The organism is Burkholderia sp. Bp8998 (assembly GCF_003854235.1).
GTDB lineage: Bacteria > Pseudomonadota > Gammaproteobacteria > Burkholderiales > Burkholderiaceae > Burkholderia.
In genome coordinates this window covers 1-12,460 of sequence record NZ_QTQF01000015.1, presented here as the reverse complement: position 1 = coordinate 12,460, position 12,460 = coordinate 1, and the positions used below count along the sequence as shown (strand labels likewise).

The window sequence follows — 12,460 nt, the reverse complement described above, 5'->3', positions numbered from 1 at the left end:
TACCAACAGCGTGTGCAACATTCCCATCGCCATTGAACCGGCGAAGTCTAGTGATCGTTTGTGACAGTCAGTTGTCGTTGATGACGAACAGGCGCTGATATTCCTTCAGCGCGAAGCGGTCGGTCATGCCGGCGATGTAGTGCGCGACGAGGCGCGGCTGCTGCGCTTCGTCGTCCGACTGATACGGCGGCGGCAGCAGGCGCGGATCGTCGATGAACGCGTCGAACAGCCCGGTGACGACGCGCTGCGCCTTGTTCGCCATTCGCATCACCTTGTAGTGGCGATACAGGTTCTTGAACAGGAAACGCTTGAGGGCGGCCGCCTGCGCGGCGATCGCCTCACTGTGCGCCACGAGCGGCGGCGCGGCGCGCACGTCGTCGAGCGACGCGGGTGCGACGCGCGCGAGATTGCGCGTGGTCTCGTCGATCAGGTCGACGATCAGCGTGTTGATGATGCGGCGCACCGTCTCGTGCACGAGGCGGCGGCCTTCGAGATGCGGGAATTCGGCGAGCGCCGCGTCGTAGTGGCGCTGCCACAGCTCGACTTCGGCGAGCTGATCGATCGTGATCAGGCCGGAGCGCAGGCCGTCGTCGACGTCATGGTTGTTGTATGCGATTTCGTCTGCGATGTTCGCGAGCTGCGCTTCCAGCGACGGCTGGCGGCCTTGCAGGAAACGCTCGCCGAGCGCGCCGAGCTTGCGCGCGTTCTCGCGCGAGCAGTGCTTGAGGATGCCTTCGCGCGTCTCGAAGCACAGGTTCAGGCCGTTGAACGCGCCGTAGTGCTCCTCGAGCTCGTCGACCACGGCCAGGCTCTGCAGGTTGTGCTCGAAGCCGCCGTGCTCGCGCATGCACGCATTCAGCGCGTCCTGCCCGGCATGGCCGAACGGTGTATGACCGAGATCGTGCGCGAGCGAGATCGCTTCGACGAGATCCTCGTTGAGCCGCAGGTTGCGCGCGACCGAACGCGCGATCTGCGCGACTTCGAGGCTGTGCGTGAGACGGGTACGAAACAGGTCGCCTTCGTGATTGACGAACACCTGTGTCTTGTATTCGAGCCGGCGGAACGCGGTCGAATGAACGATGCGGTCGCGGTCGCGCTGGAATTCGGTGCGCGCCGCCGGCGGCGTTTCCTGATGGCGGCGGCCGCGCGACTGCGACGCGTGGGCGGCATACGGAGCGAGATGGGCTTCCAGCGCCGCCAGCGTCGGCGGCTCGGCCAGCGCCGCGACGGATGCGCGGCCGGCTTTGGTCGGTTTGCTGCTGGATGTCTCGCTCACGTCTCCTCCATGTCAGGGGCGCCGGGGCATCCGGGGCGCCGTTACCGGGTCGTCTGCGTCAGGGTGGCGAACACGGCTTCGTCGGGCGCCTGGGTGATCAGCGTATCGCCGAATCGCTTCAGCAGGATGAACTTGATCGCACCGGCTTCGGCCTTCTTGTCGACGCGCATCAGGTCCATGTAGCGCGCATCGCCGAGTGCCGGCCCGCGGACCGGCAGATGGGCGGCGGCAATCACCGCATCCAGCCGCTGCCGCGACGCTTCGTCGAGCAGGCCGAGCCGCACCGACAGGTCGCCCGCCATCACCATCCCGCAGCCGACCGCTTCGCCGTGCAGCCATTCTCCGTAGCCGAGCCCGGCCTCGATCGCATGGCCGAATGTATGGCCGAAATTCAGGATCGCACGCAGGCCGCCTTCGCGTTCGTCGGCCGCGACCACGCTCGCCTTGATCTCGCACGAGCGCTTCACCGCATGCGCGAGCGCGGCCGGCTCGCGGCGGTTCAGTGCGTCGACGTTCGCCTCGATCCAGCCGAAGAATTCCGCATCGGCGATCGCGCCCGTCTTGATGACCTCGGCCACGCCGGCCGCCAGCTCGCGATCGGGCAACGTGGTCAGCGCGCCGATATCGGCGATCACGGCCTGCGGCTGGTAGAACGCGCCGATCATGTTCTTGCCGAGCGGGTGGTTGATGCCCGTCTTGCCGCCGACCGACGAATCGACCTGCGACAGCAGCGTCGTCGGCACCTGGATGAACGGCACGCCGCGCATGTAGCACGCAGCGGCGAAGCCGGTCATGTCGCCGATCACGCCGCCGCCGAGTGCGACGAGCGTCGTCTTGCGGTCGGCGCGCTCGGTCAGCAGGCCGTCGAAGATCAGGTTCAGCGTTTCCCAGTTCTTGTAGGCCTCGCCGTCCGGCAGCACGACCGTCGAGACGCGCTTGCCGAGCGGCGCGAGCGCCGCGCGCAGCGCGTCGCCGTAAAGCGGGTCGACCGTCGTGTTCGTGACGATCGTGACCGACGAACCGGTGATGTGGGGGGCGAACAGTTCGGTGCGGCCGATCAGGCCGGCACCAATGTGAATCGGGTAGGCGCGGTCGCCCAGGTCGACGTTGATGGTAATCATGCTTGTAGCGGCTTGGCGATGACGCCTGCCAGTTCGAGTTGCATCAGCACCATGTTGACGAGGCCGTTGACCGACGGGCGGCCGGTCTCGATGATGAAGTCCGCGCATTCGCGGTACAGCGGGTCGCGCACTTCGTAGAGCGCTTCGAGACGCGCCTTCGGATCGTCGGTCTGCAACAGCGGGCGGTTCTTGTCCTTGCGTGTTCGCAGCCACAGATCGTGCGGATTGGCGCGCAGATAAATGACGATGCCGTTTCCCTTCAGGCAATCGCGATTCTCGGGCCGCAGCACCGCGCCGCCGCCCGTCGCGAGCACGATGTTCTCGCGCTGCGTGAGATCGGCGATCACCTGCGATTCGCGGTCGCGAAACCCGGCCTCGCCCTCCATCTCGAAGATCACCGGAATGCGCGCACCCGTGCGGGCCTCGATTTCGTGGTCGGAGTCGAAGAACGTCCTGTCGAGCCGGCGCGCGACCGCGCGGCCCACGGTGGTCTTACCCGCTCCCATAAGGCCGACGAAAAATACGTTTGCATGTGGGTCCCGCGCTTGCAACGGCTTCCTCTGCTTGAATCTTGCTGGTGTGTGGCGCAGCTTACTGGCAAAGCGGCTGCCTTGTCGAGCCTGCGCCGCCGGCTTCCGGCCCCGTTTTTCCCGCATCCGCGTCGCCCGCGCCGGCCGTCTCGCAACGCGCGCCGACGACCGTCGGCGTGATGAAGACGACCAGTTCGCTGCGCTGCTCACGCCGCGCGCGGTGCCGGAAAAGCGCGCCCAGAACCGGTATTTTGCCCAAGAGCGGCACCCGCGTCACATCATCCCGGTTCAACTGCTCGTAAATCCCGCCGATCGCGACCGTTCCGCCATCCTCGACCTCGACACGCGTCTGGACGTGCTTCGTATGAATCGCCGGGCCAGCCGCCGTCGGCTCGCCGATGCTGTCCTTCGCCACGTCCAAGTCGAGCACGACGCGCCCGTCGGGTGTGATCTGCGGCTCGACCTCGAGCTTCAGTGTCGCACGGCGGAACTGCACGCCGCTCACACCGTTGCCGACCTTGGCCTGGTACGGCAGCTCCGAGCCCTGTTCAACGATCGCCTTCACGCGGTCGGCCGTCACCACGCGCGGACTGGAAACGATCTGGCCCCGCCCCTGCGCCTCGAGCGCGCTCAATTCAACGTCCAGCACGCGGCTGAGCGGCGCGGCGAACAATGTGAAGCCGGCCGTCGCCGCCTCGAAGCCGCCGAGCGGTCGTGCGGCCAGGTCGAGCGCGTTGCGCGTGTCCGCCGCGAATGGCGCGCCGTCGGCCGCGGGCGCCCGTCCCTGCGCACGCAGCGCGACGCGTGCGCCGAGGTTGCGCGAGAAGCCCTGCTCGCCTTCGACGATACGCGCCTCGATCCGGACCTGCCGCGACGGCCGGTCGATCGCGTCGATCAGGCCCGCGATCTGTACGATGCGGGGCGCAAGATCGGTGACGAACAACAGGTTCGTGCGCGGATCGGCCGCTGCAGCGCCGCGTTTCGACAGCAGGCGCTGGCCCGTCGCCCCGGCCAGCAACCGCTGCACGTCGTGCGCGCGCGGGTAATGCAGTGCGAAGGTCCGGCTCGCGAGCGGCTCCAACTCGGCCGCGCGTGCGTGCGTTTCGAAGCGCTCGCGCTCCCGCGCGGCGAGTTCGGCCGCCGGCGTGACCCAGACCACGTTGCTGCGCCGGGACATCACCAGCCCGTGCGTGTCGAGCAACGTGTCGAACGCATCGCGCCAGCGGACATTGTTCAGACGTAACGTCACGGTGCCGCGCACCTGTTCGCCGACGATGATGTTGAGCCCGGTGAATCGCGCGAGCGCGCCGAACGCGGCCGCGAGCCCGGCGCCCTGCAGATTCAGCGAGATCCGCCGCGCGTCGTCCGCATCACCGGGATGCCGCGCCGCGGCGTCGCTCATGCGCGTCGGCGGCGGCAATGGAACCGGCGGCCCTTCCAGCCGGGGCACCGGTGCGGTTGTGTCCGGCTGACGCGCCGCGCGCGCCGCCTGATCGAACGGCAGCGGGCCGTCATGCGCGGGCGCTGCAACGTCCACGCCTTCCGCGCTGTACGCCGCGCCGGGCGCGCCCTGCGGCAGCGGTATGTCCTGTGCGTGCGCCTGCATCGATGCGATCGGCCAGCCGGCCGGCGGCAAAGGCGGCAACGGGGGCAGAGGCGGTAGCGCCGCATGCGCCGCGGCCACGCGCGATCCGAGCCAGAATGCGATCGCCCACCATCCGCACTTCGTCATGGGCGACCTCCGTCGTCCACGACGAACCGGCGCGCACCATCGGCCGTCGCAAGCGTCACGGCACCGGCATCGACGCTCACCACGCGCGACACCCCGAACGCTTCGCCCGGCGCGACGGTCGCGAATACGCCATCGCCCGCGTCGAACAGCGCGAGCCCGGTGCGTACGTCGCGAATCGTGCCGACCAGGCGCGGTGCCGCATCGACGGCCACTGTGGGCGAACCGGCGCCGCCGAATGGATCGTCGCTCGGCGCACCGGCCAGCACCGGTACCGCGCCATCCCGGACGCGGGCCCCTGACAGCGCAGGAAACACGTCAATCGTCAAGTCCACTCGCGACGCGGGCGGTTTCCGCTCGATATGCAGCCTCGACGGCACCACCAGCGCGGGAAAGCCCGCCAGCCCGCCCATCAGCCGCAGCAGCGCCGGAAAACCGCCCTCGGCGACGATCCGCACCGTACGACGGCCATCCGGCGCCGCATCGTCAATGTGCCGCGGTTCGATCGACACGATCCGGAGTCCGCTCGCGCCGGCCAGGTCCGCCAGCTCCAGCATCAGCGCGGGCCACCCTGGCGCACGCGGCGAGATGGGGTCGCGCCCGGCAGCCGGGCCTGTGTCGCGCCGTGGCGCGGCCGCGAGCAGCCGCTGTGCGTCGGCGGCACGCACTTGTGCCGTTGCCAGCAACGCGCGACTGCGTGCGAGCCCGCTCGCGTCGACGGCATCCATCAGATGAATACTGCCCGCCATCACGAATGCGAATGCCAGCGCGCAGCCGACGGCATGCGCGGCGGCCGGCGACATCCGCGTCACGCGGCCGAGCCACTTGGCACCGTCACGCATGGACCGATGCACGATCGCCGTCATGCGTCGCCTCCGACTGCCTTCTGCCTCGGCGGCGCGTCGTGCCAGCGCACCTGCACGGAAAACCGGAACGGCACGGCCGAGCCCGTGACCGGCGTGGCCGAAGCCGGTGTCAGCGCACCGACATCGAATCGCCACTCGCGCTGCTCGGCCGCGATCCGTGCGAGCCATCGCGCGGCCGCCCGGTAACTCGTCGCGCGTGCGTCGAGCACGGCGCCGGACGATGTCGTGCGCAAGGCCTCGAGCCGAACGGTATCGTCGCGCACCTGCGCCAGCGTCAGGAGCAGCCCGGCGACACGCCGGTAAGGCGCGGCAAGCCCGACCGCCCGTGCATCGCGTTGCACGAGATCGGCGGCCGCGCCGGCGGCGCGCCGTGCGGCATCGACCCGTGGCTGCAGCTGCCGCAGCCGCGCCTCCACACGCGTACGCTCGGCATCCACGCGCCATCGCCACACTGTTGCCGCCCCCGTCCACACGCAGGCCCCGAGTATGCCGAGCACGATCGCCGCCCCGCACTGCATGGCACGGCGCCGCCGCAATGCCTGCGCGAGCCGCTCACGGTACGGCAGCAGATTGAAGCCGCCGAGCGCGGCATGGCCGGCGGCAACCCGCCCGAACCCCGCCGTCATTCCCACACCCCGCGCAGCGCCAGCCCCACCGCGAGGGCAAACGCCGGACCGCCCGGCGCGCCGGCGGACTCGCCCGGCAGCCCGTCCCATCCGGTGCAATCGAACGGCACCGCGGCCACCCCGAGTGCGTCGCCGATATCGGCGATCGACGTGCCGCAGCGGACGATGCAGCGCTCGTCGCCGGCCACGAGCACGCAGCGCACCGGCTCGAACACGCACTGGCGCAATGCGTCGGGGAATGCCGCCTGCACGTCACCGGATACCGAGAGTACCGGCGCGGCGATCGCGCCATCGACCCGCCAGCCGCGCACGCCCGTGTCGCAAAACCAGAATGCAGCGTACGGGCCGTGCGCGTCGGGTTCGAACTGCGCGGCATAGCGCAACGCGCGAAGCGCGGCGGCCGACTCGCCGTCGACGGCCGTCAGATCGATGCCGGCCTGCGCGGCCACGTCGATCCGCCGCTCGAGCAATGCCTGCGGCGCCACGGCGACCGCAATCTCGCCCGCGCACGCGCCGTCGTCCTGCCGCCAGTCGAACGCGAGGCTGTCGGGCGCCAGCCCCGAGATCCGTTCTGCCGCCTGCCGGGCGGCGTCCGCGATGTCGTCGCGCCCGGCCAGGTCGAGCGTCGCGGTCCGCATCTCGTCGTCGCGCAGCGCCATCACACCGCGCGCGTCGCAGTGCACGCCCGCCGCCGATAGCCGCGACACGGCCGCGGCCAACGCGCGTGCGACCGCGGCCCAGCGCGCGTCATCCGGCCCGCCCGCCAATCCGACCGGCTCCCGCTCGAGCCCTTCGACCCGCACATCCACGACCCGGCCGCGCCGGCTCAGCACGGCCACCCTCACCTCGTCCGCCCCGACGTCGATGCCCGTCGAACGGTGCCTGCCCGGCGCGAACCGCGCCGCCCATCGTCCTGCCATCCCAGCCTCCCGCGATCGTTGCGGCCCACGCCGCGTTTCCGAGGCCTGATTCTGCAAAGCGGCGCGCATGCCCGACAGTCGGCCGGACGGCCAGCCATGGCGCGGAACGGCCGCGCGGACGCTATGCTGGCGGCATCGCGATGCGCCGCTTTCCGGCGGGCGCCCCCCGCGTCAGGACCGGTCTTACCGGGCAGCTATAATCGCGGGACTGTTTTCCGGTATGCCTATGCAATCCACGTCTCCTACGTCCCCGCCTCCCGCGCCCGAGCCGAAGAAGCGGTCCTGGTGGCTGAAAGTCCTGATCGGCCTCGCCGCGATGTGCGTGGCCCTCGTCGTGGCCGGCGGCCTCGTGCTCGGCTACGCGCTCGTCGTCGCATGGCCGAACATGCCGTCGCTCGACGCGCTGACCGACTATCGTCCGAAGGTACCGCTGCGCATCTACACGTCCGATCATGTGCTGATCGGCGAATTCGGCGAGGAACGCCGCGACATCGTCCATTTCAAGGACGTGCCCGACTCGCTCAAGAAGGCGATCCTCGCGATCGAGGATGCGCGCTTCTACGATCACGGCGGCGTCGACCTCACCGGCATCGCCCGCGCCGGCTTCGTCGCGCTGACGAACGGCCATGCGTCCCAGGGGGCGAGTACGATCACGATGCAGGTCGCGCGCAACTTCTTCCTGTCGAGCGAGAAGACCTATACGCGCAAGATCTACGAGATGCTGCTCGCGTACCGGATCGAGCGCGCGCTGACGAAGGATCAGATTCTCGAGGTCTACATGAATCAGATCTATCTCGGCCAGCGGGCGTACGGCTTCGCGAGCGCCGCGCGCGTGTATTTCGGCAAGGATCTGAAGGACATCACGCTCGCCGAAGCGGCGATGCTGGCGGGGCTGCCGAAGGCGCCGTCCGCGTATAACCCGGTCGTCAATCCGAAGCGCGCGAAGGTGCGTCAGGAGTACATCCTGCAGCGAATGCTCGAGCTGAACTTCATCACGCGCGCGCAGTACGACGAAGCCGTCGCGCAGCCGCTCGTCGTCAAGGGCGCGGGCCGCGAGTTCAGCGTGCACGCCGAGTACGTCGCCGAAATGGTCCGACAAATGATGTACGCGCAGTACCGCGAGGAAACCTACACGCGCGGCTTCAACGTCGTCACGACGATCGATTCCGCCGACCAGCAGGTCGCGTACACCGCGCTGCGCAAGGGCATCATGGATTACGAGCGCCGCCACGGCTATCGCGGGCCGGAAGGCTTCATCGAGCTGCCGGCCGGCGCCGACGACCGCGAGCAGGCAATCGACGATGCGCTGCTCGAGCACCCCGACAACGGCGAGCTGATCGCGGCGGTCGTCACCGCAGCCACCCCGCGCCAGATCACCGTCGCGTTCATCGACGGCAGCAGCGCGACGATCGAAGGCGACAACCTGCGCTTCGCGTCGGGCGCGCTGTCGACCAGCGCGCAGCCTAACCGCCGCATCCGCCCGGGCGCGATCGTCCGGGTCGTGAAGAACGACGCCGGCAAGTGGTCGATCACGCAATTGCCGCAGGTCGAAGGCGCGTTCATCTCGATCATCCCGCAGGACGGCGCAATCCGCTCGCTTGTCGGCGGCTTCGACTACAACAAGAACAAGTTCAACCACGTCACGCAGGCGTGGCGGCAACCGGGCTCGTCGTTCAAGCCGTTCATCTACTCGGCGTCGCTCGACAAGGGCCTCGGGCCGGCCACGGTGATCAACGACGGCCCGCTGTATTTCAGCGCCGCGGAAACCGGCGGCCAGCCGTGGGAACCAAAGAACTACGGCGGCGGCTTCGAAGGCCCGATGTCGATGCGCACCGCGCTGCAGCGCTCGCGCAACCTCGTGTCGATCCGGATCCTGAACCATATCGGCACGAAGTACGCGCAGCAGTACATCACGCGCTTCGGCTTCGACGCCGAGCGCCATCCGGCCTACCTGCCGATGGCGCTCGGCGCTGGCCAGGTCACGCCGTTGCAGATGGCCGGCGCGTACTCGGTGTTCGCGAACGGCGGCTTCCGCGTGAATCCGTACCTGATCGCCGAAGTGACGGATCCGAACGGCGCGATCGTCGCGCGTGCGCAGCCGCTCATCGCCGAGCAGAACGCGCCGCGCGCCATCGACGCGCGCAACGCATACGTGATGAACAGCCTGCTGCAGAGCGTCGCGCAGCGCGGCACGGGCGCGCGTACCAACGTGCTGAAGCGCACCGACCTCGCGGGTAAGACCGGCACGACGAACGACTCGCACGACGCGTGGTTCGCCGGCTACCAGCACACGCTCGCGGCGATCGCGTGGATCGGCTACGACAACCCGCGCAGCCTCGGCGATCGCGAAACCGGCGGCGGGCTGTCGCTGCCGGTCTGGATCGACTACATGGGCGCGGCGCTGAAGGGTGTGCCGGAGTTCAAGCCGGCGATGCCGGACGACGTCCAGGCGCTCGGCAGCGAGCTGTACTTCACCGAGTTCACGCCGGGGCACGGCTTCGTGTCGACGGTCGGCGTGCCGCAGGCGCCGGCGGTGCAGAGCACCGATGAACCGGTGCCGCACGTCGACGAGCAGGAGAAGCAGGACATCATGAACCTGTTCCGCGGCCACTGACACGCACGGCCCGAACATGAGAAAAGCGCCCCGCGGGGCGCTTTTTCTTTGTGCTTCGACCCGGCGTATCAGCGCCCGGCCGGGCGCGCGCCGGACGTTACGCGCTGAACGTGATCGGCAGGCCGGCCTGCTGCGTCGCATAGTCGGTGAGTGCCGCGAAGAACTCGGTACCGGTGCGCGTATCGCGCCATTCGCCGTCCACGAAACGGTAATGGAAGCCGCCCGCCTTCGCGGCAATCCACAGTTCCTTCATCGGCGGCTGGAGATTGACGATGATCTTCGAGCCGTTCTCGAACGTCAGCGTCAGCACGCTGCCGTTGCGCTCCAGATCGATGTCGTGATCGCCGTCGTTCGCGGCGTCCACGGTACGCTCGACGGCCGCCAGCACGGCCTCGGCACGGGCCAGGTATTCAGTATCGGACATGCTAAACTCTATCGGTTAAATTGTTCAGGGACGATCATGCGAGTCGTTTTCCGGATGAGCGCGATTGTAGCGGCTTTGGCGATTCTTGCCGGCTGCGGTCAACGCGGCCCGCTCTATCTGCCCACCGTGCCCCCGCTGCCGGCGAAGCCCATCCAGCAGCAGGACACGCCGCCGTCCGACGTCACCCCCACCGACGAAAACGCGTCGTCCGACAGCATTCCCGATTCTTCCGGCACGCCGCTCACGCTGTCGCCGGAGTTGTCGAGCGATGCGTCGAAGGCCGCGACGCCGGCATCCGGTCCGGCCGCCACGCAGTAATCGCGCGCCGCCGCTCGCGCGGTTTCCTTCGCGACCAAGGCGATGACTTCCCGTCATCGCCTTTTGTTTTTTCCCGCCCGCCTCGTCACGCACGGACGCGCCGCCAGCCCCATTCAAGCAGCCGCCAGCCGAGCAGCACCGCAACGATCGCCGCATAGAGCTTAGGCTGCGCGAGGTTGTGCTTGCCTGCCCTCATCCACCAGAAATGCAGCACGCCGAACAGCGCGATCGCATAGATTGCGCGATGCAGCGTCGCCCAGTGACGGCCGAGCCGGCGCACCATCGCGCGCGGCGAGGTCGCGGCCAGCGGAATCAGCAGCACGAACGCGGCGAAGCCGACCGTGATGAACGGACGCTTGCCGACGTCCTTCAGGATCGCGAGCACCTCGAACCACTTGTCGAACCACAGATACGTCGTGAAATGCAGCGTCGCATAAAAGAACGCGAACAGGCCGATCATCCGGCGAAAACGCAGCAACGCGGGAACACCCGTCACGCGCCGAAGCGGCGTGACGGCGAGCGTGAGGCAGAGCATCACCAGCGTCCAGAGACCGGTCGAACGCGTGATGAATTCGATCGGGTTCGCGCCGAGGCGATCGGTCAGCCCGAACAGCACGAGACGTGCGAGCGGATAGAGGCCAGCCGCGAAAACCAGCACCTTGGCCGGCGCGAGCCAGCGCGGCGCGGCGGCACGCACCGCGCCGACCCGGGAACTACCGAGGGTGGCCGTGCGCGTACCGGACGCGTGCCCCGGCGGCAGCGTCGAAGGAGGCATGTCGTTTCTCACCGTCGCACTCAGAAATTCTTTTTCAGGTCCATGCCCTGATACATCGACGCGACGAGATCGCCGTAGCCGTTGAACATCAGCGTCTTGCGCTTCGGCGTGAAGAAGCCGTCCTCGCCGATCCGGCGCTCGGTCGCCTGGCTCCAGCGCGGGTGATCGACGTTCGGGTTCACGTTCGAATAGAAGCCGTATTCGTTCGACGCATACGTGTTCCAGCTCGTCTTCGGTTGCTTGTCGACGAAGCGGATCTTCACCAGCGACTTCGCGCTCTTGAAGCCGTACTTCCACGGCACGACGATCCGCACCGGCGCGCCGTTCTGGTTCGGCAGCATCTGGCCGTAGACGCCCATCGTCAGCAGCGTCAGCGGGTTCATCGCCTCGTCCATCCGCAGCCCTTCCGAGTACGGCCAGTCGAGCACCGGCGTCGACAGCCCCGGCATCTGCGACGGATCGGCCAACGTGATGAACTGCACGTATTTCGCGTTGCCGGTCGGCTGCACGCGCTTGATCAGTTCGGACAGCGGCACGCCGATCCACGGGATCACCATCGACCATCCTTCGACGCACCGCAGCCGGTACACGCGCTCCTCGAGCGGTGCGAGCTTCAGCAGTTCGTCGAGATCGAACACCTTCGGGTGCAGCACCTCGCCCTCGACGCTCACGCGCCACGGGCGCGGCCTCAGCGTGCCGGCGCTCTGGGCCGGGTCACCCTTGTCGGTGCCGAATTCGTAGAAGTTGTTGTAGGACGTGATGTCCTTGAACGGCGTCACCTTGTCGGCCGCGACGAACTTCGGGTTGGTTTTCGCCGCGAGCTTCGCGGCTCGTGCGTCGGGCGACGCATAGGCGGCGAATGCCGCGCCGCTGCCCCCGAGCATTCCGCCCGCCGCCGCCAGGCCGGCGGCCTGCAATACGCGCCGCCGGTTCTCGAACACCGCGCGCGGCGTGATCTGGCTCTGCGCGATATCACCGCCGGTCAGTACGGTGCGCAAAGGGTGTTTGATCCACATCGTGCTGCTCCTCCTGCATGCGCGGCGCGCACGCTTCATGAGCGTTCGACCCGACCCATCCTGCGCCGTTCGACGCCCGGACCGCCCGCCCGTTACAAAAGAAAACCGCCGGGCACGCAGTGCGCCGGCGGTCTTTTGTCGGACCCGCGTCGGAAAACTTACAGCTTGCCGTAGCTGTGCAGCCCGGACAGGAACATGTTGACGCCGAGGAACGCGAACGTCGTCACGAGCAGGCCCGTGAGCGC

12 protein-coding genes are annotated in these 12,460 nt (G+C 68.4%); 2 read left to right on the top strand and 10 right to left on the bottom strand.

Annotated features, from left to right (window positions below):
* Positions 1-67: 67 nt before the first annotated feature.
* Genes DIE06_RS16560 through DIE06_RS16530 form a run of 7 tightly spaced genes read right to left on the bottom strand, consistent with a single transcriptional unit; the run spans position 68 to position 7,068 of the window.
* Positions 68-1,276: a deoxyguanosinetriphosphate triphosphohydrolase gene (locus DIE06_RS16560; protein ID WP_124662344.1), complete on the bottom strand. Its 1,209-nt coding sequence runs from the start codon at positions 1,274-1,276 to the stop codon at positions 68-70.
* Positions 1,277-1,317: 41 nt separating this feature from the next.
* A complete protein-coding gene (gene aroB / locus DIE06_RS16555; protein ID WP_124662343.1) occupies positions 1,318-2,397 on the bottom strand; it encodes a 3-dehydroquinate synthase in 1,080 nt (359 codons plus the stop codon).
* The gene (locus DIE06_RS16550) at positions 2,394-2,948 is read right to left on the bottom strand and encodes a shikimate kinase (protein WP_124501196.1); all 555 of its coding nucleotides are present in this window, start codon (positions 2,946-2,948) and stop codon (positions 2,394-2,396) included. The genes aroB and DIE06_RS16550 overlap by 4 nt, the downstream gene beginning before the upstream one ends.
* A 40-nt stretch (positions 2,949-2,988) precedes the next feature.
* The gene (locus DIE06_RS16545; RefSeq protein ID WP_124662342.1) at positions 2,989-4,659 is read right to left on the bottom strand and encodes a type IV pilus secretin PilQ; all 1,671 of its coding nucleotides are present in this window, start codon (positions 4,657-4,659) and stop codon (positions 2,989-2,991) included.
* Positions 4,656-5,522, bottom strand: coding sequence for a pilus assembly protein (locus DIE06_RS16540; protein ID WP_124662341.1), 867 nt, complete (start codon positions 5,520-5,522; stop codon positions 4,656-4,658). Before DIE06_RS16540 ends, DIE06_RS16545 begins: the two co-directional genes overlap by 4 nt.
* Positions 5,519-6,148 (bottom strand): fimbrial protein, encoded by a 630-nt coding sequence (locus DIE06_RS16535; protein ID WP_124662340.1) that lies wholly within the window; start codon positions 6,146-6,148, stop codon positions 5,519-5,521. Before DIE06_RS16535 ends, DIE06_RS16540 begins: the two co-directional genes overlap by 4 nt.
* Positions 6,145-7,068: a competence protein ComA gene (locus DIE06_RS16530; protein WP_124662339.1), complete on the bottom strand. Its 924-nt coding sequence runs from the start codon at positions 7,066-7,068 to the stop codon at positions 6,145-6,147. The genes DIE06_RS16535 and DIE06_RS16530 overlap by 4 nt, the downstream gene beginning before the upstream one ends.
* A 226-nt stretch (positions 7,069-7,294) precedes the next feature.
* Here DIE06_RS16530 and DIE06_RS16525 point away from each other — a divergent pair, with 226 nt between their 5' ends.
* Positions 7,295-9,682 (top strand): penicillin-binding protein 1A, encoded by a 2,388-nt coding sequence (locus DIE06_RS16525; protein ID WP_124662446.1) that lies wholly within the window; start codon positions 7,295-7,297, stop codon positions 9,680-9,682.
* A 97-nt stretch (positions 9,683-9,779) separates the two neighbouring features.
* Here the strand turns inward: DIE06_RS16525 and cyaY are convergent, their stop codons facing one another.
* Positions 9,780-10,106 (bottom strand): iron donor protein CyaY, encoded by a 327-nt coding sequence (gene cyaY / locus DIE06_RS16520; RefSeq protein WP_124662338.1) that lies wholly within the window; start codon positions 10,104-10,106, stop codon positions 9,780-9,782.
* 36 nt (positions 10,107-10,142) lie between these two features.
* Here cyaY and lptM point away from each other — a divergent pair, with 36 nt between their 5' ends.
* Positions 10,143-10,424, top strand: coding sequence for an LPS translocon maturation chaperone LptM (gene lptM, locus DIE06_RS16515; RefSeq protein WP_124662337.1), 282 nt, complete (start codon positions 10,143-10,145; stop codon positions 10,422-10,424).
* Between the two features lie 85 nt (positions 10,425-10,509).
* Here the strand turns inward: lptM and msrQ are convergent, their stop codons facing one another.
* Both msrQ and msrP read right to left on the bottom strand, forming a co-directional pair.
* A complete protein-coding gene (gene msrQ, locus DIE06_RS16510) occupies positions 10,510-11,199 on the bottom strand; it encodes a protein-methionine-sulfoxide reductase heme-binding subunit MsrQ (RefSeq protein ID WP_124662336.1) in 690 nt (229 codons plus the stop codon).
* 20 nt (positions 11,200-11,219) lie between these two features.
* Positions 11,220-12,215, bottom strand: a complete 996-nt coding sequence (gene msrP, locus DIE06_RS16505; RefSeq protein ID WP_124662335.1) for a protein-methionine-sulfoxide reductase catalytic subunit MsrP — start codon at positions 12,213-12,215, stop codon at positions 11,220-11,222.
* Positions 12,216-12,460 lie beyond the last annotated feature (245 nt).